The following is a 21,045-nucleotide window of genomic DNA, read 5'->3' on the forward strand; positions in this document are numbered from 1 at the left end:
CGCGGTGACCGCTCTGACCGACCGCGACCGCGACCGCACCGATGAGCGTTGGGACGACGGGTTCATCGCACGTTCGCGCCGCGCAGGCGTCGGTGGCGACGTCGAGGACGGCAGCGAACACGGGGACGGGGACGACGGAGGCGACGGGAGCGACGACGCGCTCGTCCGCGCCGTCTCCGGTGCCGGAAACGACGGGGGCAAGGCGCCCTCGCAGCCGCTCAGCTCCGAGGGACAGGCCCTGCGTACCCGCCTCGAAGCACTGCGCGAGCTGGTCGGGCTCTCGCGGACCCGGCTCGACGGCAAGACCCTCGCCGAGGCGGGCCGGGTGCTCGACGAGGCGGCCGCGCGGCGCGGGCTGTCGACGCAGCACACCGTCGTCGCGATCGCCGGAGCCACCGGAAGCGGCAAGTCCACGCTCTTCAATTCACTCGCCGGAGTGCAGATCTCGGAGACCGGGCTGCGCAGGCCGACGACCGCCGCGCCCATCGCGTGCAGCTGGTCCGACGGCGCCGCGGGGCTGCTCGACCGCCTGGAGATCCCGGGCCGGCTGCGCCGTCGGCCGCGCGAGACCTCCGAGGCCGGCGCGCTGCGCGGCATGGTCCTGGTGGACCTGCCGGACCTGGACTCCGCCGTCGGCGCCCACCGCGACCACGTGGACCGGGTGCTCGCCCTGGTCGACGCGGTGGTGTGGGTGGTCGATCCGGAGAAGTACGCCGACGCCGTGCTGCACGAGCGGTACCTGCGGCCACTGGCCGGGCACGCCGAGGTGACGTTCGTCGTGCTGAACCAGGTGGACCGGCTGCCCGGCGAGTCGGCCGACCTCGTATTGGACGACCTGCGGCGGCTGCTCGACGACGACGGCATCGCCCTCGGCGAGCACGACGAGCCCGGCGCCACCGTCCTCGGACTGTCCGCGCTGACCGGTGAGGGCGTCGGGGAACTGCGCGACCTCCTCGCACAGTTCACCCAGGAGAAGGGCGCCGCGACCCGCCGGATCTCCGCCGATGTGGACCGGGCCGCCGGGCGCCTGCGCCCGCTGTACGTGGCCGACGGCCATCCGTCGCCGGAGATCGGGGAGGCGGCGCGCGCCGAGTTCGAGGACCGGCTCGCGGAGGCGGTCGGGGCGTATGCGGCCGGGCTCGCCGCCGAGCGGGCCTGGCGGCGCAACGCCGGGAAGGCGTGCGGCACGCCGTGGCTGAGGCTGTGGCGGTGGTACGAGAGCCGGCGCACCCCGCGCGGGTTGGCCGGACTGGCGGCCCTGGCGGTGATCGGCAGCGGCCGTGGTCCGGTGGGCGCGGAGGCGCCGGCCGAGGAGGAGGTGACCGCGCGCCAGCGGGTGGAGCAGGCCGTACGCACGGTCGCCGACGCGGCGGCCGACGGGCTCCCCGACGCCTGGGCGCAGGCGGTACGGGAGACCGCGGTGCGCGGCGCCGACCAGCTCCCGGAGGCGCTGGACGAGATCGCGGTGACGCTCGGGTCGGCGGTCACGGTGCCCAGCGCGAAGCCCCCGCGGCCGACGTGGTGGCCCGCGGCGGTGCTGGCGCAGGCGGCGATGACACTGCTGCAGATCTACGGCGGACTGTGGCTGGTCGGCCAGATCGTCGGGGTCCTGGAACCGCGCCTGATGCCGCCGGTGCTGCTGATGGTGGCGGGCATCGTCGGCGGCCCGCTGGTGGAGTGGGCCTGCTCGATCGCGGCCCGGGGCCCGGCGCGGCGGTACGGGCAGGACGCGGAGCGGCGGCTGCGGCAGGCGGCGGCCGGCTGCGGGCGGGCCCGGGTGCTGGAGCCGGTGGCGGCGGAGCTGCTGCGCTACCGGGAGGTGCGCGAGCAGTACGCGACGGTGGCCGCAGGGGGGACGAAGTTGTCCACAACCCGCGAGTAGTCCACAGGCCGGAGCGGGATCCGGGGGGTCGCGCCAGCATGGTTCGTACCTCGTGCGGATGGTCCGTGCGGGTACCGATGCAGGTACGGACATGGGGGAGGGCCGCCGGGATGAACGACACCCTGGTGACGCTGGTCGGCTGTGTGGCCACGCAGATCGACTACAAGGAGACGGCGACCGGGCCGTCGGCGCGGTTCCGGTTCGCCGTGACGCCGCGGTACTTCGACCGGCGCAAGGAAGCGTGGGCGGACGGGCCCACCAGCTTCTACACGGTGTGGGCGCGGCGCGCGCTCGCGGTGAACCTGGCCGGTTCCGTCGCGGTCGGAGAGCCGCTGGTGGTGCACGGGCGGCTGCGGGTGCGCGACGATCCGCCCGACGGCGAGGGCAACCGGTGGTTCTCGGCGGACATCGACGCGACGGCCATCGGACACGACCTGAACCGGGGGACGGCGGCGTTCCGCCGGGTCGTCAAGGCGGACCCGCCGCTGATGGCCACTCAGAAGGCGGCGGTGGTCTGAGTGTTCGAGGCGGTTAGGATTCCCCGGTACTCACGGGCACCTGGGTCATTGGCCCGAAGGGGAAGACTGTGTCGATTGCCGTTCCCGCATCCTCCGCTCCTGATTCCGCTCCTTCTTCGCTTACTCCCTGCGTTACTCCGTCCGTCACTTCCGCACCACCGGCCGCTGCGCTTGCGCCCGCCGCGTCCGTGGTCGGCGTGGTGGGGGTGGCGCCGGTACGGGCCTGCGCACGGCGGCCGTTGGCGGCGGCGCTGCTCGCCGCCGCCCTGGCCACGGCACCGGCCGCCCAGGCGGCCGCCGACTCCGGGTCTCCCGCGCCCCGGACACCTGAAGGCGCGAGCGCCGTGCTGGACGGGCTGAAGACGTACGGGCAGGCCGTCCTGCGCGGCAAGGACGGGTCGGTCCGACAGATTCCGGCCGGGCTGTACGAGATGCGGGTCGACGGTGGCGGGATGCTCCAGACCTACGGGGTCGGCGTGGCGGGCAACGCCCAGCCACAGGCCCGGTACACGGAGAGCGGCTGGAGCGGCAGCCTGCTCGCCGGGAACGGGGAGGCGGGCCGGATCCGCTGGATCCTGGAGCACTCCTATCCGCAGCTGAACGATCTCGCCGGACTGGCGAAGGCGGCCGGGGCTGGGGCCCTGACCGCGGAGAGCGCGGCGGCCGGAACACAGGTCGCGATCTGGCGGCTGGCGGACGGGGCGCAGGTGGAGGCCGCCGACCCGGCGGCGGAGAAGCTGGCCGACTACCTCCAGCGGTCGGCGGGCAAGCTGCCGGAGCCGCCGGCCTCGCTGGGGCTGGACCCCGGGAGAGTGTCGGGGCCGGTGGGCACCCGGCTCGGGCCGGTCACCGTGCGGACGGGGGCGCAGAGCGTGACGGTCACCCCGGACGCGGCAGCCGCGGCGATGGGGGTCCGGGTGGTCGACGCCGAGGGGCGGCCGGTCACCACCGCGGGGAACGGGAGCCGGCTGTACTTCGAGGTGCCCGCGGGCACCCCGGACGGCTCGGCGTCGGTCACCGTCCAGGGCTCCACGAAGGTGCCGGTCGGGCGGGTCTTCACCGGCGAGACGCCGAGCCAGACCCAGGTCGTGGCCGGCTCGAGCGAGTCCGCCATGGCGGCCGCGGCGAGTGCGGTCTGGCCGCAGCCGGTGGTCGTCGCGGAGGCGGGAACCACGGGGGACGGGCCGGCGGTGACGCAGGCCGCGGCGGCGGCAGCAGCAGCCGCCGCGGCCGCCGCGTCGTCGGAGTCCAGCCCGGACGAGGAGCGCCTGGCCACCAGCGGCAGCTCGGCCGCGACCCCGGTCATCGCCTCGCTGGCGGTGGGCCTGGTGGTCCTGGGCGGCCTGGTGGTCCTCCTCCTCCGCAAGCGCCCGCTGGACGAGGAGGACCTGGCGTAAGCAGCGTCCGTGTCCCCCCCCCGGGGACGGAGCCCGGGGGAACGGCGCGTCGGCCGTGAGGTCGCTCCGCGGCGGGCAGGCGGGCAGGCGGGCAGGCGGCCGGACAGACGGGCGGCCGGGTCTGGGCAGGGTTCCGGCTTGGTCCGTACGAGTGCGGCTTCGGCAGTCGTCGGGTGGGGTGGCGGTTTCAAGGCGGGCGTGCGGGTAGGCGTGGGCAATGGGCGATCAAGAGTTGACGTGGAGAGGCGCCGCCGCGCGGTGGGACCGGGCGCTGTTCGACGGGGTGGCCCGTCGGCACTGGCCGGCGGGCGACCGGGTGCTGCCGGGGCTGGGGCGGGCCGCCAACCACGGGGTGCTGTGGGGCGGGGCCGCCGCGGCGATCGCGGTACTCGGCTCGACCGGGGCCCGCAAGGCCGCGCTGTGCGGAGCCGCCTCGCTGGCGCTGGCCTCGGCGACCGTCAACACCGTCGGCAAGTGGTCCGTACGCCGGCCCCGGCCGCTGCTGGAAGGCGTGCCCGAGGCGCGGCGGCTCGTGACGCAGCCGACGACCACCTCGTTCCCGTCCGGGCACTCGGCGTCCGCGTTCGCGTTCACCACAGGGCTCGCACTGGGGGCGCCGGGCTGGGGCGCCGTACTGGCCCCGGTGGCGGTGTCGGTGGCGTTCTCCCGCGTGTACACGGGGGTCCACTACCCGTCCGACGTGGCCGCCGGGGCGGCGCTGGGCGTGGCCGCGGGTCTCGTCGTACGCCGCCTCGCCCGCGCCGTCGAGGAGGCGCGGATCGTACCGGGCGACGAGCGGACGGCCGCCGAGGCGCCCGCGCTGCCGGACGGGGCCGGGCTCACCGTCGTGGTCAACAACGGGTCCGGCACGGCCGCCGCCGCGGGGATCGACGTACTGCGCGCCCGGCTGCCCCGGGCCGAGGTGGTCGAGTGCGAGGGTCCGGAGCTGCCCGCGGAGCTGGCGGCGGCCGCCGCCCGGTCCACGGTCCTCGGGGTGTGCGGCGGCGATGGCACGGTCAACGCGGCCGCCACCGCCGCGCTGCGGGCCGGGGTGCCGCTGGCGGTGTTCCCCGGCGGCACGCTCAACCACTTCGCCCTCGACCTCGGCCTGGGCGGCGCCGAGGAGACCTGCCGCGCCGTCGCCGCCGGCCGTGCGGTCCGGGTCAGCGTGGGCCGTTTCACCCCCGGCCCGGGCGCCGAGGACGGCGGCTCCGGGTACTTCCTGAACAACTTCAGCATCGGCGCCTATCCCGAGCTGCTGCGGCACCGCCTGCGCTGGGCGCCGCGGATCGGCGGCGGCCCGGCCGCGCTGCTGGCCGCGTGCAAGGTCCTGCGCGCGGAGCACCCCGTACGGCTCCGGCTGGCAGGGCGGCCCCGGAGCGTCTGGCTGCTCTTCGCCGGCAACGGCACCTATCACGGCACCGGAGCGACCCCCCGCCGGCGTGACAGCCTCGGCGAGGGCCTGCTCGACGTGCGTGCCGTCCACGGCGGCGGCCGTCCCGGCCCGCGCCTGCTCGCGGCCGCGCTCACGGGCCCGCTGAGCCGTTCCCCCGTCCACACGGCCACCCGGCTGCGGAGCCTGCGCATCGGCGACATCCCGCCGGACACCCCGCTCGCGTACGACGGCGAGTACACCCCCGCCCCGCCCGCCCTCGTCCTGGACACCCTCCCGGACGCCCTGACGGTCTACCGCCCCCGCTGACGGTCCGCCGTGGTCCGGAGGGCGGCTCGTGGCCGAACGGCGCGAACGCGAGCCGTCCCGCAGTCGCCCGGCCGCCCGGAGAGCGCCCGCCGCCCGGAGGGGGTGGCGGAGCACCGCCACCCGACGCACCGGACACCCCCTGGCGCAGACGCACCGCGGCCGGGGCCCGGCCCTCCTCGACATCCTCACGCCGATCGTCGAGAACCGGGCCCCGGGCACCTTCCGCCCCGCGCTGAGCTGCTGCGCCGATCCCCTCCGCCCGGCCCTCCGCCGACCCCTCCGCCGACCCCTCGGCCGGCCTCTCCGCCGTCCCCGTGGCACCCTCGGCCCGCCTCGTGGCCGAAGGTGACCGGGGCGTCACGGGGTCCCGCCGGGCACGGCACGGGAGGTGCGGGGGCTGACCTACCCATTCGCCCGCAGGGGTGGACGACTGGCAAGATGGGGTGTATCTGCCCACCCATCGATCTGCCGGACGGTTTCTCTTGGCTGAGTTCATCTACACCATGCGCAAGACGCGCAAGGCGCACGGCGACAAGGTGATTCTTGATGACGTCTCCTTGAACTTCCTGCCCGGCGCGAAGATCGGTGTGGTCGGCCCGAACGGCGCCGGTAAGTCCACCGTTCTGAAGATCATGGCGGGCCTGGAGCAGCCGTCCAACGGCGACGCGTTCCTGTCGCCCGGCTTCACCGTCGGCATCCTCATGCAGGAGCCCCAGCTCGACGAGTCGAAGACGGTCCTGGAGAACGTCCAGGACGGCGCGGCCGACACGATGAAGAAGCTCAAGCGCTTCAACGAGGTCGCCGAGCTGATGGGCGTCGAGTACACCGACGCCCTCATGGACGAGATGGGCAAGCTGCAGGAGGACCTGGACCACGCCAACGCGTGGGACCTGGACGCCCAGCTGGAGCAGGCCATGGACGCGCTGGGCTGCCCGCCCGGCGACTGGCCGGTCACCACCCTCTCCGGTGGCGAGAAGCGCCGCGTCGCGCTGTGCAAGCTGCTGATCGAGGCCCCGGACCTGCTCCTCCTCGACGAGCCCACCAACCACCTCGACGCCGAGTCGGTGAACTGGCTGGAGCAGCACCTCTCGCAGTACAAGGGCTGCGTCATCGCCGTCACCCACGACCGGTACTTCCTGAACAACGTCGCCGAGTGGATCCTCGAGCTCGACCGCGGCCGCGCCATCGCCTACGAAGGCAACTACTCCACCTACCTGGAGAAGAAGCAGACGCGCCTCAAGGTCGAGGGCCGCAAGGACGAGAAGCGGCAGAAGCGGCTCAAGGAAGAGCTGGAGTGGGTCCGCTCCAACGCCAAGGGCCGTCAGACCAAGTCCAAGGCCCGTCTCGCCCGCTACGAGGAGATGGCGGCCGAAGCGGACAAGATGCGCAAGCTGGACTTCGAGGAGATCCAGATCCCGCCGGGCCCGCGTCTGGGCTCGATCGTGGTCGAGGTCAACAACCTCTCCAAGGCGTTCGGCGACAAGGTCCTCATCGACGACCTGTCCTTCACCCTGCCGCGCAACGGCATCGTGGGCATCATCGGCCCCAACGGCGCCGGCAAGACCACGCTGTTCAAGATGATCCAGGGCCTCGAGACGCCGGACTCCGGCGCCATCAAGGTCGGCGAGACCGTCAAGATCAGCTACGTCGACCAGTCCCGCGCCAACATCGACCCCAAGAAGACCCTGTGGGCCGTCGTCTCGGACGAGCTGGACTACATCAACGTCGGCCAGGTCGAGATGCCGTCGCGCGCCTACGTCAGCGCCTTCGGCTTCAAGGGCCCCGACCAGCAGAAGCCGGCCGGCGTCCTGTCCGGCGGTGAGCGCAACCGCCTCAACCTGGCGCTGACCCTCAAGGAGGGCGGCAACCTGCTCCTCCTCGACGAGCCCACCAACGACCTCGACGTCGAGACCCTGTCCTCGCTCGAGAACGCGCTCCTCGAGTTCCCGGGCGCGGCCGTGGTCATCTCCCACGACCGCTGGTTCCTCGACCGTGTCGCCACCCACATCCTCGCCTACGAAGGCGAGTCCAAGTGGTACTGGTTCGAGGGCAACTTCGAATCCTACGAGAAGAACAAGATCGAGCGTCTCGGCCCGGACGCGGCCCGTCCGCACCGTGCCACCTACAAGAAGCTCACGCGAGGCTGAGGCCGGAACCATGGCCAGACACCACTACCGGTGCCCCCTGCGCTGGGCGGACATGGATGCCTTCGGGCACGTCAACAACGTCGTCTTCCTCCGCTATCTGGAGGAGGCGCGGATCGACTTCATGTTCCGCCTCGCGCCGGGTGAGGGCAGCGAGTCCTTCACGGGCGGCTCCGTCGTGGCCCGCCACGAGATCGACTACAAGCTGCCCCTCGTCCACCGTCACGAGCCCGTCCTCATCGAGTCCTGGGTGACCCGGATAGGCGCGGCGTCCCTGACCATCCGCTACGAGGTCAAGGACGAGGCCACCGAGGACGCACCCGAGACGGTGTACGTGCGTGCCGAGACGGTGGTCGTGCCGTACAACCTCGCCGAGGAGCGGCCCCGCCGCATCACGGCCGAGGAGAGGCACTTCCTCGAGGAGTACCTCGACGTGCCGGCCGGCAAGTCGAAGGCCAAGGCCGCCGAAGGGCGCCTGGCGGCATGACCGAGCAGTTGCGCTTCGCCGATTCCGGGGAGGCGGCGGACCTCGCCGCCTTCCTGGGCCGGCTGGTGCACTACGACCGCGCCGCCGCGGTCCGCCTGCAGGCGCAGGCGGGCGGCGGCGCGCTCGCCGTTTTCGGGCGGCCGGCCTCCTTCGAGGTGCTGGCCATCCGCACGGTGCGCCTCGACGTGCCCGTCACCCGCCCGCTCGACGTGACCGTCTCCGCGGGTGAGCTGCTGGAGTCCGTGGACGAGGCCGCCGCGAGCGCCGCCGTCCCCGCGCCGGTCACCGGCCCGCCGTGGACCGGGGTGCTCCCGCCCCGCGGCGGCTGGCGTCGGCTGCCCGGGCTGCCCGGCCCCGAGGCGATACGAGGCGCCCTGAGCGCGTCCGTCGCCGAGTTCCGGGCCCGTGACGGGGCCCTGCCCCCGCAGCACCGGACCCGGTCCGAGCGGGACCGCATCGGCCGCGAGATCTGGTCCCGGACGCTGGGCGACACCGAGCTCCCGCTGCGCGCCGTGCACGCCGCGCAGTCCCTGGGCTTCCTGAGGCCGGTCCTGTCGGCCGTGACGAGCGGGGCCGGTGCCCCCGGCACCGCACCCGACCCGGTGGCCCTGCTCGGCTCCGGAGGCTGGCTCCGGCTGCGCACCCCGTACGGCTCGATCGCGATGCGCCGCCCCGGCGGCACCGTTGGCCTCGGCGCCCTCCAGGTGCGGCCGGTCTAGACGATCCGGCCTCGGCCCGCCCCTCCGCTTGCGGTTCCCGTACGGGCTACCCGGCGGTGTTGATCATCGAGGCGGCGGCGTACGTCAGGTACCGCCACAGCTGCGCCTCCAGCTCCGGAGCCAGAGCCAGCTCGTCCACCGCCACGCGCATGTGCGCCAGCCACGCATCGTGCGCCGCCGCGTCCACCTGGAACGGGGCGTGCCGCATCCGCAGGCGCGGGTGGCCGCGGTTCTCGCTGTACGTGTTCGGGCCGCCCCAGTACTGCATCAGGAACAGGGCGAACCGCTCCTCGGCCGGGCCGAGGTCCCCCTCCGGGTACATCGGGCGCAGCAGCGGGTCCTCCGCGACCCCTTCGTAGAAGCGCCGCACCAGCCGGCGGAAGGTCTCCTCGCCGCCCACCTGCTCGTAGAACGTCTGCTCCTGAACCGTGCCCCGCGGAATCTCATTCACCCGACCATCGTCTCAGACGCCCGGACGGAGGACGGAGGTCTTAGGACCACCGTTCGCCGACCACCGTTCGCCTCCCGGGCCCGGTCGCAGGACAGTGGAGCCATGGGTGCACACGCCGCTCACTCCGCACGTCCCGCACGTCCCGCACGCCCGTCGCGCGCCGCGCACGCCGAGGCGCGCGACTTGCGGGACGCCGCCCACGCCGCGCAGGTGAGGGAGCTGACCGCCGCCGGCGTCCTGGAGGATCCCGCCTGGCGGGCCGCCTTCGCGGCGGTGCCCCGGCACGTCTTCGTCCCGTACTTCTTCACCGGCCGCGGGGCCGGCCACGAGCGGCTGTGGGGCGAGGACCCGGACCCGGCCCACCGGGCCCGCTGGCTGCGCGGGGTCTACACGGACGCCCCGCTCGCCACCCGGCTGCGCGACGGCGAGCTGCTCTCCTCCAGCAGCCAGCCGTCCCTGATGGCGAAGATGCTGGAGGCGCTGGACGTCCGCGACGGGGACGACGTGCTGGAGATCGGCACGGGCACCGGCTACAACGCCGCGCTGCTCAGCCACCGGCTCGGCGACGAGCACGTCACCACGATCGACCTGGACGAGGAGATCACCGAGTCCGCGCGGGCCCACCTGGCCCTGCTCGGCCACCGGCCGACCGTGGTCACCGGCGACGGGGCGCGCGGCTGCCCCTCGCGGGCCCCCTTCGACCGGATCCTGGTGACCTGCACGCTGCCGCTGATCCCGCACGCCTGGCTCGGCCAGTGCCGACCCGGAGCGCGCGTCCTGGCCCCGCTGTCGACCGGACTGATCGCGCTGACGGTCCGGGACGCCGATTTCGCGGAGGGCCGCTTCCTGCACACCTCGGCGTACTTCGTCCCGCTGCGCGGGGCCAAGGCCTCGCCGACCGCGCCCGGACTGCCGTACGGGCTCCCGTACGAGCTGGTGGAGAACGAGCGGTTCCAGTTCATGCTCGTACTGACGGCGGGCGTGCTGCATCCGCGCGAGGCCCTGGACCTGTGGCGGGGCGAGGACCGGCCGGGCCGCGAACGGTTCGGGGTGACGGTCACCGCGGAGGGGCAGTGGTCCTGGCTCGACGACCCCCAGGGGCCGTACGTATGGCCCCTGGGGGAGTGAGGAGTCGTTCACCCGCGGTGTGTCACCCGCGGCGGATCGTGATCGTCGTCCAGGCGCCCACGTGGACCCGGTCGCCGTCGGTGAGGGGCACCGGGACGTAGGGCTGGATCGGTTCCTCACCGCCGTTGACGGTGGTGCCGTTGGTGGAGTTCTGGTCCACGACGGCCCAGCTGAGGTCCGGCTGCTGGACGAGTACCGCGTGCTGGTGCGAGACGCCCGGGTCCTCCGGGGGCACCGACAGGTCGATGTCCGGGGACTCGCCCGTGGAGGCGCGGCGGCGGCCGATGGTGATCTGGCCGCCAGAGAGCGGAAGATGCTGCTCCGGGGAGTACGCGGGCAGGTTGAGCGCCGCGGCCTCGGGGCCGCTGCGCTGCATCATCGCCATGAAGTACGAGCGGTCGGGGCCGATCGTCGCGCTCCAGGCGCCGGTGCTCTGGGGCGGGAACGGCTGCTGGGGCTGACGCTGTTGCTGCTGGGCCTGCGGCGCCTGCTGGTACTCGTGGGGCTGCGGCTGCTGCTGGTACTCCGACGGCTGCCGGTACTCCGGCTGCTGGTACTCCCGGAGCGGCGGCGGGGGCTGCTGCGGGTACTGCGGAGCCTGGGGCTGCTGTGGGGCCTGGGCCTGGGCCTGGTGCTGGTGCTGGTGCTGCTCATGCGCCGGCGGCGGCAGCAGCCAGTCGTCCTCGCGCTGCAGCGGCTCGGCCGGCCGGTTGACCCGGGACGGCCGTGAGCCCTGGTACTCGAAGTGGTCCTGGGAGAACGGAGCCGAGGCGGGCACCTGCGGTGCGGGCGGCGGCGGCGGAGGCGGCGGGACGGTCCCGGCGCCGTTCCCGCCCGCGGCTCCCGCATCCGTGCCCGGAGCCGAGAGCGGCGTGTACGAGGTCGCCGAGCGCGTCAGGAAGTTGTACCGGCACTCCTCGCAGAACGGGGCCATCGCCTCGCGCGGGGTCCGGCACTGCGGGCAGAGCTCGGCCTGGGCGGTCGGCTCACCGGCGCTGGGAGGGTAGCCGTAGCCGTAGGAGGGCGCCGCGGGCGCGGCGGCAGCCATGCGGTGGCCGCAGACCTCGCACCAGTCGTCGGAGGCGGACTGGTGCCCGTTCGGGCAGGTCGGCATGGCGGCTCTTCCCCCTTCAGCCTGCGTCATCACGTCAGGTCTTCTCAGGTCTCTCGGATGGTCTCAGGACTTCTTCACACGGACGGTCTGGATCGAACGCGTTTCGAGGGTCATCTCGTCGGCATCCGCGACCTTCGCCTTCAGCCGCACAGTACCCGCCGCCGCATCGACGACATCCACCACCTTCGCGAGCAGTTTGGCCGTGTCCGCGTTTCCGGAGGCACTGGCCAGTTGAACGGCACGGCCGAGCTTGGCCGTGGCGCCGTCGACATCGCCCAGTTTGCGCGCTTCCAGCCCCTGTTGGATAGCCTTCGCGAGCTCCGCCTGCCCCGTGTAGTGGGCCACCTGCGGGTTGATGGCGGTGGATGCGGCCAGATCGTCCGTCCACACCGCCCGTACGAGGCCCTGCGCGAGCGTGGCCGGCGGCTCGCCCGGCGCGCCGGGCAGCAGCAGCGTGGCCCGGGCGGCCAGCATCTCCTGGCCGACGGACGCGGCCGGGACCCGGACGCACACGTGGTACTCGCGGGACTCGTCGCCCCAGGATCCGGTCGGGTAGTCGCCGGCGCGCGGGCCCGCCTCGGTGCGGCGGTCGCTGAGGTCCTGGACGGTGGGCGCGACCTGCTTGACGTACTGGATCTCCACGCCGACCGGGGTCCACAGGCGCAGCGCGACGTCCGCGACCTCCTTCCCCATGACGTTCTCCATCATGAGCGTGAAGTCCTCGGTGAGGTGCGCCGGATCGGCCACGATGTCGGCCGTGCCGAGGAGCGCGCTCGCGATGCCGGTGACCTCCTTGACCTCCCAGTCGGTCCCCACCCCGCGGGCGTCGCAGGTGAAGCGGCCCGAGCAGGCATCCAGGGTGGCGCGCAGGACGGCCGGGTCCTCGTGCTCGTTGCGGCCGTCGGTGAGCAGGATGCCGTGCCGGATGACGGCGGAGGACCCGCGCAGCAGGCCGTCGGCGAGGCGCAGCCAGGTGCCGATGGCGGTGCCGCCGCCGGCGCCCAGGCCGCGCAGGGCCTCCTTGGCCTGGGCGCGGGTGGCCGGGTCGGCGACGGCGAGGCGGCCCTGGCCCGGGTAGACCTCCTTGGCCACGTGCGTACCGGCGATGACGGCGAACGCGGTGCCGTCGCGCAGGGTGTCGATCGCGGCGGCGGTGGCCTCGCGGGCTCCGCGCATCTTGTCCGGCGGGTACTCCATGGACCCCGAGCAGTCCACCATGACCACGACGGCGGCCGAGCCCTGGGCGGCGGCCGCGCGGGTGGCGGCGCCGCCCGTGGACGTGACCGTGACGATGGCGTGGACGTCCCGCCCGCCCTCGGGGAGGAACTCGTTCTGGTACACCTCCACGCTGAAGCGCGGGGCGCTCGGCTTGGCGAAGTTCGCCATCGGCTGGACTCCTAGGAGAGGACGGGGTGCGGGCGGATGGATCAGGCCTGAGGGCGTGCTTCCGGTTCCACTTGCCCTTCCGGTTCCGACCCCGCCCGCGCAACTGCGGCTGCCGCGGTCGTCGTCGCTCCCGGACCGGCGGGGGCGGCGAACGGGACGACGGCCACCGTGACGTTGTCGTGGCCGCCCCCGTCGAGGGCGTGCCCCACCAGGACCTGTGCGCTGTGCAGGGGGCGGGCGGCGGCGTCGGCGGGCAGGACCTGGGCCATGTCCTGCGCGGACTCTGCGTAGTTCCACAGGCCGTCGGTGCAGACGACCACCACGCCCGCGTGGTCCGGCTTGAAGCTGGCGGTGTGCGGCTCCAGGTCGTACGCGTCGGCCCCGAGCCAGCCGGTGATGGCGTGGGCGCGGACGTCGGCGTAGGCCTCGGCCTCGCCCATCAGCCCGGCCGCGACCATCTGGGCCGCCCAGGAGTCGTCCTCGGTGAGGCGGCGCGGCAGCGCGTCCCGGTCGTCCGGGACCCAGTACGCGCGGCTGTCGCCCACCCAGCCGACGGTCAGCAGATCGCCGCTGACGACGGCGCCGACCAGGGTGCAGGCGGGGGCGTTCTGCGCGCCCGGGACCTCCGGGGCCAGGGCGTTCACGGCGGCGGCCGCGGCCAGGATGGCGTCGTGCATGGCCTCCTGGGGGTGGGCGCCGCGGGGGAGGGCTTCGAGCAGGGCCTCGTTGGCGGCGCCGGCCGCGGCGGCCGATGCCTCGTCGGGGCGGCTGGCGGAGGAGACGCCGTCGCAGACGATGGCCACGGTGGCGGCCGATCCGTCGGGCAGGGCCGTGGCCGCGACCGCGAACGAGTCCTCGTTGCGGTGGTGGCGCAGCCCGCGGTCGCTGACGGCGGCGACGCTGCCGAGCTCCTCCTCCAGGTGGTCCCGCTCGCGGGGCTGGGCGTGCCCGCAGTGCTCGCAGTACCCGTCGGTGTCGACCCGCCCGGCCCGGCAGGCCACGCAGGTCTTCCCGCCGTCGCCGGCCGTGGGACCGCTCGCCTGCGGGGTGCCGGAGGCGTACGGGTCCTCGTGCCCGGGCCCGGCGCCGCCGTACGGGGCTTCGGGCGCGTGCCAGGGCGTCCCCTCGGGTGGGGTGGGGGTGCCGCCGGGGCCGCCGGGCCGGTCGTGGCGGATCTCGCCGCCGTACGCCGGATCGGGCGCGCCGTACGAGGAGCCCTGCGGAGGTACGGGGGCCGGTACGGGAGCCGGGGCCGGGGCAGGGGCGGGCGCCGGGTCCGGGATCGGCCCGGGCCGGGCCGCCGACTCGGCGGAGGCCGGCTCCGCCTGTGCCGACCACCCGGCGGCGTCCCCGACCAGCGTCGGCGCCGCACCGGTCGCGACGCTGCCCCAGCCGGGCGCGGGCTCCGCCAGGGCGTAGCCCCCCGTCGGGCCGGTCGGCGGGGCCGGGAGCGTCGGGATCGGGAGGGTCGGATCGTCCCGGAACGGGGGAGGGGGCGCGGCGGACACGGGAGAGCCGCAGACGCCGCAGAAACGGTCACCCTCCTCGAGGGGCTCCGCGCAGCTGGGGCAGCCAGACGGCCGATGCATCGACATCACTCACACCCACGTCCGGGGACGGAAACGGTTTGCCCGTTCCACCAGTTCGATCCTGTCCTCGCCCCGCTGCGCCAGCCGCGCGAGCACGCGGTACGAGCGCTCCAGGCCGAAGCGCAGGCCCCGCTCGTCCAGTTGACTGCCGAGCAGCGAGGTCCGCCCGGGGTCGGAACCCCGGCTACCCGACAGTACCCAGTCCAGGGCCGAGCCCAGAACCTCGGTCGACAACCGTTCGTGCCGCACCGCGTCCAGCCCGAACCGCTCCAGGGCCTCCACCTGCGCGGCAGCCGCCGCCAGATCCGGAAGAAGCGCCTCCTCGGGAGACCGGTCGCGCAGGCGTGCCCGTACCGCCGCCACCCGTGCGGCGGTGTAGTGGATCGATGCCTCCGGCACGGACTCCAGCGTGCCCACCGCCCCGGACCGGTCGCCCGCGGCCAGTTGGACGCGTGCAAGCCCGAAGGCCGCGCTCACGAAACCCGGGTCGGTGATCCAGACCAGCCGGTAGTACTCGGCTGCGTTGTCCAACTGCCCCAGGATCTCCGCGCACAGGCCGAGCGCCAGCTTCGGCGCCGGCTCGCCGGGGAAGGCGTCGTAGATGGCGTCGAACGACAGGGCCGCTATCTCGTCGTCACCGGTGGCCAGCGAGGCGAGCCCGCGGGCCCACACCACCCGCCAGTCGTCCGGATACCGGCCTTCCAGATCGGCCAGGGCGGCTCCGGCCGCGGCGAGTTCGCCGAGCTCCAGGCGGGCCCGCAGCTCGCGCAGCCGCAGCTCGGCCGAGTCGGCGGGCGCCGAGCGCAGGGCGCCCAGCAGGTCGCCCGGGGCGGAGGCCAGCAGTCCGGCCAGGAACCCGGCATTGGGGTCGGCCGAGTCCACCAGTGGCACCGGCAGGGCCAGCGCCATGTCCCGGGCCTCCAGAGCGGCCAGTTCGGTGGCGCGTACGCCCGGCCCGGGCAGGGGAGCAGCCACCGGCCCCGCGGCGCCCTCCGCCGGCGCCTGCCGGGGAGCCGGCACCGGGGCCTGTCGCGCGGCCGCGCCGACCCGGTGCGTCGCCGTGGTCCCGAGCGGCGCCGGGAGGGCCGCCGCCCCCGGAGTCCCGGGTGGAGCGCCCGCCCCACCCGAAGCCGCCGCGGAAGCCGCGGCCGAGGCCGGCGCCGGCAGGATCGCCGACAGCCCGGGCCCGCGCCGGCGCCAGGGCCCGCCCGCCGCGGGACCCGGAACCGCCCGCGCCCCCAGCCGGGACACCTCTGCCCCGGCCACGTCGGCGAACAGCCGGGTGTCCGGAACCCGCAGCTCCGGCCCGAAGAGCGTCGAGAGCTGAGGCCGCGGCCGGCCCGTCTGCAGCGCGACGACCTCCCGCAGCACGCCCGTCAGCTGGTCCGCCATCTCCTGCGCGGACGAGAACCGCCGATCCGGATCCGGGTCGGTCGCCCGGACCAGCAGCCGGTAGAAGGACTCGTACCGCCCGAACACCTCGATGTGCTCCGGGTCCGGCAGCGAATCCACGAACACGTTCGTGTAGCCCTGGAAGTCGAAGGTCAGGACGGCCAGCGTCCGCGCCACCGTGTACAGGTCGGAGGCGACCGAGGGACCGAGCTCGGCCACCTCCGGCGCCTGGTAGCCCACCGTGCCGTAGATGGCCGACTCCTCGTCGTCCATCCGGCGCACCGCGCCCATGTCGATCAGCTTCAGCTGGTCCTGCTGCTGGATCGCGTTGTCCACCTTGAAGTCGCAGTACAGAAGGTTTCTGCTGTGCAGGTGTCCGAGCGCCTCCAGCGCCTCGATCCCGTACGCGCAGGCCTGCTCCACCGGCAGCGGATCGCGCCGGCCGTCCGGCCGCCGCCGCTCGTTCGCTATCTCCTTCAGCGATTTGCCGCCCACGTACTCCATGACGATGTACCCGTCCAGCGAACCCGTCCGCTGGTCCAGGTGCTCCACGAAGTTGTAGATCCGCACGATGTTGGAGTGCTCGATCTCCGCGAGGAAGCGCCGCTCCGAGATCGCCGCGGCCATCGCGTCCTGGTCCCCGGTGTCCAGCAGGCCCTTGAGCACCACCCACCGGTCCGAGACGGCCCGGTCCACCGCGAGGTACACCCAGCCGAGCCCGCCGTGCGCCAGGCAGCCCGCCACCTCGTACTGGCCGTGGACGACCTCACCCGCGCGCAGCTTGGGCACGAAGGAGTACGGGTGCCCGCACTTGGTGCAGAACCCCTCGGTCCGGCCCGGCCGGTCCCCGCGCGAGCGGCCCACCGGAGCCCCGCAGTCCGAGCGCGAGCAGAACCGCTTGCGCTCGGGCACCTCCGGGTTCTCCAGCACCGCCGCCGAAGGGTCCGGACGCGGCACCTCCGGGATGTTCACCAGCCCGGCGCCCAGCCGGCTGCGCCCCGAGGGCCCGGCCGCCGAACCCGAACTGCGCACCGACACCGAGCGGCTGGACCCGGCCCCCGACAGGGAGCGCGAGAGCCGGCCCGACACCGAGCGGCGCGAGGACGAGGAGCGCGAGGACCGCGAGGAGCGGGCCGAGGCGGACGTCGAGCCCGAACGGCCGGACCGGGCCGACCCGTGCGAACCTTGTGCCCCGTGGGATCCCTGCGAGTCGGGATACCGGGCCGCGCTCGTCATCCCCGTCGGCGGCGAGACCAGTTCCTCCGCACCCGCCGCGACGGAGCCGATCGGCGCCAGACCGCAGGTGTCGCAGTACAGCTCGCCACCGCCCATGTCCTCGTACGACCCCGGGCAGCCGGGGCGAACGCACGCGGTTCCGACCAGACTCATGCGTCCTCCTCCTTCCCCGGCCCGTCGGGCCGGTACTGCGGCTGCGGCGGTGCCAGTGACTCGGCCGCCGCCTGTTGGTAGCGCAGCACGGCCTGCTCGGCGGCCCGCAGATCGCAGGGCGCGCTCCACAGCATCCGCCGGGCCGTGTCGTACCGCTCGATCAGCAGCGGATCCTCCGCCATACCGTGCCGGGCCACCTTCGCCTTGTACGCGTCGAGCCGCCCGCGCAGCTCCGCCCGTACCGCCAAGGGCGCCGTCACAGCCGTCAACGATTCGCGGGCCCGGCGCAGTTCCTCCTCGGCCCGCTCCTCCAGCGATTCCAGCAGCGGCGAGAGCCGGTGCCACCGGGCCTGGCGGCGGTACTCGGCCGCCGCGGCCAGCTGCTCCTGGAGCGCCGTCGGCGGCCCGCTGACCACCGGCACCTCCGAAGCCGCGATCTTCGCCAGCACCTCGCCGCGCGCCGTCCGCGCCTCCGCCAGGGTCCGGTCGGCCCGCGAGAGCACGTCCCGCAGGCTGATCAGCCGCTGCTCCGCGTCCTGCCGTACGGCCAGGACCGCCTCGATCTCCCGCCGTACGTCCTCCAGCGCCACCGCGGCCCGGTCGTACCGGACGGTGTCCGGACGGCCGCCACCGGGCGCGGAACTGCCCGCCACCGGCTGCCAGAAGGCCAGCGGGTCCGCGATCACCTGCTCCCGCAGCCCGGTCAGCTCGGCGGTGATCGCCTCCAGGTCGTCGCCCGAGGGGTGCTCGCCCGGCCGGACCCCCACCGAGTGGGCCAGCGAGCGCGTGCGGTGCAGTTCGGCCGCGAGCAGGTCGATGCGGGCGGGCAGCGCCGACCACACCGAGTCGGCGGCCACCACCACGTCCAGCGAGCTCGCGTACAGCTCGTTCATCCGCGACACCAGCTCGGCGAGCGAGAGCCGCTCCGCGAGCGCCACGCCCTCCGCCCCGGCCCCGGCGATCAGCACCCCGGGTCCGCTCAGCCGCTCGGTCAGCTCGATCAGCTCGTCGCGGCCGGGCCAGCGGCGCCGCTCGCGGATCTCCCGGGCGGCGCCCAGCGCCCCGCTGTAGGCGTCGAAGTACGTCCAGAGCCGGGTGATGGCGGCGTCGGCCGCCGCCCACCGCTCCTTGGTGAGACCGGTCAGCCCGGCCCCTTCCAGCAGCCGGCGCCCGGCGTGGTCCTGGAGGGCGAGCAGGGAGGTCTCGACGGCTTCGTGCTCCGCGCCGAGCCGGGCCAGGGCACGGTCGACGTCGTCCCGGTCCATCACTGCCGACTGCGCCTCCACAAGTCCCGCCTCCGCTTCCCCGACATCGGGCTCCGACTCTGCCACCTGTCTCAGCCGTCCCGGTACTTCGGCGCGGGCGGTCCGGCCACGCCGGGCAGAACGGGCTTGAGGTGCGCCACGTACGCCTGCATCCAGGGGCTGTTGTCACCGCCGGCGCGGTAGTTCTCCAGCACCTTGTTGACCCGGCGCACCAGGTCGGAGGCGTCCTTGTTCATGGCCACCCCGTAGAACTCCCTGGTGAACGGGGAGCCGACGAGGCGCACCGACGGGTCCTGAGCGGCCTGGCCGGCCGCGAGCGCGTTGTCCGTGATGATGCCGTCCACCTCGCCCAGCTGGAGCCGGACCAGACAGTCCAGCTGGTTGGGCACGCTGACCGGCACCGATCCGTACGGCTGGGCCTTGAGCGCCGCCTCGGCCGTGGAGCCGGCCGCGGTGCAGATCCGGCGGTCCTTCAGCGAGGCGTCGTACCCCGTGATCGGCGAGCCCTTGGGGGCCAGGACCTGCTGCCCGGCCTCGAAGTACGCCGTGGAGAAGGCGACGTCCTCCAGCCGCTTGCAGTTGATCGTCATGGTCCGTACGACGACGTCGACGCGGCCGTCCTGGAGTGCGGGGACGCGCTGGCTGGTGGGGATGGCCCGGTAGATCACCGCATTCTCATCGCCCAGGATGTCCTTCGCGATGGCCTTGACCAGGGCGATGTCGAACCCGTCGAGGCGGCCGTCGACCGGGTTGCGATAGCCCCACTTGAAGCTGTTCTGGTCCACGCCCGCGACGAGCTTGCCCGCCTTGCGGATCCGCTCGATCGTCGGCCCGTCCACGCCGTTCGGGTGCAGGCTGGCCTCCGGGTCCTGGCAGGTGTCGGTGAGCGACCAGGGGGCCGGGGCGGCCGCCATGGAGGCGGGTTCGCGGACCACGGCCGGGTGGCCGCTCTCCGGGGCCGCCTGGGCCAGCGGCAGCAGGACGGCCGCGGCCGTCACCGCGCAGGCGGTGGCCATCGCGCTCACCCCGCCCCAGCCGCGCAGCCGCGCCGCCGCGCGCCGCGGCCCGGAGGCACGCGGCACCGGGCCGTGCACCCCGGCCGCACCGGACGCTCCGCCCTCGGGGCCCTCGGAGCGGCCCTCGTCGTCGGACTTCACACGTATCCGCATCGCTGTCACCTGTACTCCGAAAGCCGGCGCCCGATGCCGAGCAGTGCCGCCGCCGCGCCGAGGACCGCCAGGGCCGCCGAACCCGTCACCAAACCGCCCAGCGCGCCGAGCCCGTCCCGGGCCGCCCGGGTGAACTCCTTCTGCTCATGGGCCACCGCCTGCTCCAGGGACGCGTCCACCGTGTCGAACGAGGCCCCACTGCTGTCCTTGTGGTCCTTGTCCCCGATGACCTGGGGCAGAGCGGCCTGGTAGTCCCCGCGCAAGTCGGTCTCCCGGGCCGCCGCGTGCCGCTGCTTCCACTCCTTGACGCCGTCCGCGGCGCGGACCACCGGATCCCGCCCGCTGCTGTCGTCGGCCAGCTTCCGCGCCGTCGCCAGACCCGCGTCCAGCTCCTTCATCTCGGCCGTGAAGTCCACGTCGTACTTGTCGGACTTGTTGTCCGCGGCCAGTACGGCGCCCCGCGCGATCAGCGTCAGGTTCTCGCTGGCGCGCGCCTGGAGGGAGGCGATCCGCGCGTCGTTGAGCACCTTCAGGGACTCCTGGCCGTCCGCTCGCGCCTCCGCCAGCCCCGACCGGGCGACCGTGTGCCCCACGGCCAGCCACAGCAGCACCACCAGCGAGGCGGCCGTCGCCGCCACGAGCCCGTGGTTGAAGACCCGGTTCGTGCGGCGGTAGTTGCGGCGCTGCGCCCAGGCCAGGGCGGCCAGCGCGAGCAGGCCCGTGCCGAGCGAGGCCAGCGGCAGCGCGCGGGCGTCGTCGTAGTCCGTGTAGAGCCGGTCCGTCTCCGCCTCGTACAGCCGCTGTGCGGCGGGCAGCAGCTGGGTGCTCATCTGCTCGTTGGCGTACCGCAGATAGGCGCCGCCCAGCGGCAGGCCCTGCTTGTTCGTGGCCCGGGCCTGCTCGATCAGTCCCGTGTAGCGCGGCAGCTGCTCGCTCAGCAGCGCGATCTGCTGGCGCGAGTCCTCGTCCGCCCCGGTGTTCGCGGCCGCGTTCACCAGCAGCTTCGAGGCGTTGGAGATGTCCTTCTCGTACCGCTCGCGGACCTCGCGCGGCTCGTCGCCGCCGGCCAGGAACCCGCTGGAGGATGCCGTGTCGGCATCCGCGAGGGAGCGGTAGATGCTCGCCGCGTCCGCGCTCAGCGGCTGGCTGCGGCCCACCACGTCGTCCGCGGCGCCCACCCGGGCGGAGATCTCCCAGACGGTCACCAGGCCGAACAGCAGCACCAGCGCCGCCAGGACGGCCCCGATGATCCGCAGCCGGCCGGGCTCGGTCGTGGCGGCGGCGCGCAGCCGCTCCATGCCCTCGGCCCAGGC

The 21,045-nt window shown here is 74.3% G+C and carries 16 protein-coding genes; 8 read left to right on the forward strand and 8 right to left on the reverse strand.

Annotation, left to right across the window (positions count from 1 at the left end; genetic code table 11):
- Window positions 1-4 precede the first annotated feature (4 nt).
- The 7 genes from ACFXGI_RS29485 (at window position 5) to ACFXGI_RS29515 (ending at window position 8,849) form a co-directional block, all read left to right on the forward strand.
- Entirely contained in the window at window positions 5-1,882 is a 1,878-nt protein-coding gene (locus tag ACFXGI_RS29485; protein ID WP_384712984.1) for a GTPase, read from the forward strand.
- 110 nt (window positions 1,883-1,992) lie between these two features.
- Complete coding sequence (locus ACFXGI_RS29490) at window positions 1,993-2,400, forward strand: single-stranded DNA-binding protein (protein ID WP_351781612.1); 408 nt, start codon at window positions 1,993-1,995, stop codon at window positions 2,398-2,400.
- 197 nt (window positions 2,401-2,597) lie between these two features.
- Window positions 2,598-3,797, forward strand: coding sequence for a thioester domain-containing protein (locus tag ACFXGI_RS29495; protein ID WP_384712987.1), 1,200 nt, complete (start codon window positions 2,598-2,600; stop codon window positions 3,795-3,797).
- A gap of 232 nt (window positions 3,798-4,029) precedes the next feature.
- Window positions 4,030-5,499, forward strand: coding sequence for a bifunctional phosphatase PAP2/diacylglycerol kinase family protein (locus tag ACFXGI_RS29500; protein ID WP_384712990.1), 1,470 nt, complete (start codon window positions 4,030-4,032; stop codon window positions 5,497-5,499).
- A 482-nt stretch (window positions 5,500-5,981) separates the two neighbouring features.
- Window positions 5,982-7,646, forward strand: coding sequence for an energy-dependent translational throttle protein EttA (gene ettA / locus ACFXGI_RS29505; protein ID WP_384712993.1), 1,665 nt, complete (start codon window positions 5,982-5,984; stop codon window positions 7,644-7,646).
- A 10-nt stretch (window positions 7,647-7,656) separates the two neighbouring features.
- Window positions 7,657-8,130 carry an acyl-CoA thioesterase gene (locus tag ACFXGI_RS29510; RefSeq protein ID WP_384712996.1) on the forward strand — a complete coding sequence of 158 codons (474 nt, stop codon included), beginning with the start codon at window positions 7,657-7,659 and terminating at the stop codon, window positions 8,128-8,130.
- Window positions 8,127-8,849: a hypothetical protein gene (locus ACFXGI_RS29515; protein ID WP_384712999.1), complete on the forward strand. Its 723-nt coding sequence runs from the start codon at window positions 8,127-8,129 to the stop codon at window positions 8,847-8,849. Before ACFXGI_RS29510 ends, ACFXGI_RS29515 begins: the two co-directional genes overlap by 4 nt.
- A 46-nt stretch (window positions 8,850-8,895) precedes the next feature.
- Here the strand turns inward: ACFXGI_RS29515 and ACFXGI_RS29520 are convergent, their stop codons facing one another.
- Window positions 8,896-9,300: a globin gene (locus ACFXGI_RS29520; protein ID WP_384713002.1), complete on the reverse strand. Its 405-nt coding sequence runs from the start codon at window positions 9,298-9,300 to the stop codon at window positions 8,896-8,898.
- Window positions 9,301-9,402: 102 nt separating this feature from the next.
- Here ACFXGI_RS29520 and ACFXGI_RS29525 point away from each other — a divergent pair, with 102 nt between their 5' ends.
- Window positions 9,403-10,428: a methyltransferase domain-containing protein gene (locus ACFXGI_RS29525; protein ID WP_384713005.1), complete on the forward strand. Its 1,026-nt coding sequence runs from the start codon at window positions 9,403-9,405 to the stop codon at window positions 10,426-10,428.
- A gap of 22 nt (window positions 10,429-10,450) precedes the next feature.
- On the opposite strand, the gene ACFXGI_RS29530 is transcribed toward ACFXGI_RS29525, so the two are convergent.
- From ACFXGI_RS29530 to ACFXGI_RS29560, 7 genes are all read right to left on the reverse strand, one after another.
- Window positions 10,451-11,542, reverse strand: a complete 1,092-nt coding sequence (locus ACFXGI_RS29530) for an FHA domain-containing protein (protein WP_384713008.1) — start codon at window positions 11,540-11,542, stop codon at window positions 10,451-10,453.
- 63 nt (window positions 11,543-11,605) lie between these two features.
- The gene (locus ACFXGI_RS29535; RefSeq protein ID WP_384713011.1) at window positions 11,606-12,928 is read right to left on the reverse strand and encodes a VWA domain-containing protein; all 1,323 of its coding nucleotides are present in this window, start codon (window positions 12,926-12,928) and stop codon (window positions 11,606-11,608) included.
- Window positions 12,929-12,969: 41 nt separating this feature from the next.
- Window positions 12,970-14,523, reverse strand: coding sequence for a protein phosphatase 2C domain-containing protein (locus ACFXGI_RS29540; protein ID WP_384713014.1), 1,554 nt, complete (start codon window positions 14,521-14,523; stop codon window positions 12,970-12,972).
- A 3-nt stretch (window positions 14,524-14,526) separates the two neighbouring features.
- A complete protein-coding gene (locus ACFXGI_RS29545; RefSeq protein WP_384713017.1) occupies window positions 14,527-17,298 on the reverse strand; it encodes a tetratricopeptide repeat protein in 2,772 nt (923 codons plus the stop codon).
- The gene (locus ACFXGI_RS29550; RefSeq protein ID WP_384713091.1) at window positions 17,295-18,563 is read right to left on the reverse strand and encodes a hypothetical protein; all 1,269 of its coding nucleotides are present in this window, start codon (window positions 18,561-18,563) and stop codon (window positions 17,295-17,297) included. Before ACFXGI_RS29550 ends, ACFXGI_RS29545 begins: the two co-directional genes overlap by 4 nt.
- Window positions 18,564-18,634: 71 nt before the next feature.
- Complete coding sequence (locus ACFXGI_RS29555) at window positions 18,635-19,732, reverse strand: glutamate ABC transporter substrate-binding protein (RefSeq protein ID WP_384713020.1); 1,098 nt, start codon at window positions 19,730-19,732, stop codon at window positions 18,635-18,637.
- A 5-nt stretch (window positions 19,733-19,737) separates the two neighbouring features.
- Window positions 19,738-21,030 carry a hypothetical protein gene (locus ACFXGI_RS29560; protein ID WP_384713094.1) on the reverse strand — a complete coding sequence of 431 codons (1,293 nt, stop codon included), beginning with the start codon at window positions 21,028-21,030 and terminating at the stop codon, window positions 19,738-19,740.
- Window positions 21,031-21,045: the final 15 nt, after the last annotated feature.

Origin of the sequence: Streptomyces sp. NPDC059355, from assembly GCF_042752335.1 — a bacterium.
Lineage (GTDB): Bacteria > Actinomycetota > Actinomycetes > Streptomycetales > Streptomycetaceae > Streptomyces.

Coding starts and splice junctions, on each gene's coding strand:
- ACFXGI_RS29555 (WP_384713020.1), bottom strand. CDS start 19,732: ATGCGGATACGTGTGAAGTCCGACGACGAGGGCCGCTCCGAGGGCCCC.
- ACFXGI_RS29560 (WP_384713094.1), bottom strand. CDS start 21,030: ATGGAGCGGCTGCGCGCCGCCGCCACGACCGAGCCCGGCCGGCTGCGG.
- ACFXGI_RS29530 (WP_384713008.1), bottom strand. CDS start 11,542: ATGCCGACCTGCCCGAACGGGCACCAGTCCGCCTCCGACGACTGGTGC.
- ACFXGI_RS29510 (WP_384712996.1), top strand. CDS start 7,657: ATGGCCAGACACCACTACCGGTGCCCCCTGCGCTGGGCGGACATGGAT.
- ACFXGI_RS29535 (WP_384713011.1), bottom strand. CDS start 12,928: ATGGCGAACTTCGCCAAGCCGAGCGCCCCGCGCTTCAGCGTGGAGGTG.
- ACFXGI_RS29545 (WP_384713017.1), bottom strand. CDS start 17,298: ATGAGTCTGGTCGGAACCGCGTGCGTTCGCCCCGGCTGCCCGGGGTCG.
- ACFXGI_RS29515 (WP_384712999.1), top strand. CDS start 8,127: ATGACCGAGCAGTTGCGCTTCGCCGATTCCGGGGAGGCGGCGGACCTC.
- ACFXGI_RS29490 (WP_351781612.1), top strand. CDS start 1,993: ATGAACGACACCCTGGTGACGCTGGTCGGCTGTGTGGCCACGCAGATC.
- ACFXGI_RS29540 (WP_384713014.1), bottom strand. CDS start 14,523: ATGTCGATGCATCGGCCGTCTGGCTGCCCCAGCTGCGCGGAGCCCCTC.
- ACFXGI_RS29550 (WP_384713091.1), bottom strand. CDS start 18,563: ATGGACCGGGACGACGTCGACCGTGCCCTGGCCCGGCTCGGCGCGGAG.
- ACFXGI_RS29525 (WP_384713005.1), top strand. CDS start 9,403: ATGGGTGCACACGCCGCTCACTCCGCACGTCCCGCACGTCCCGCACGC.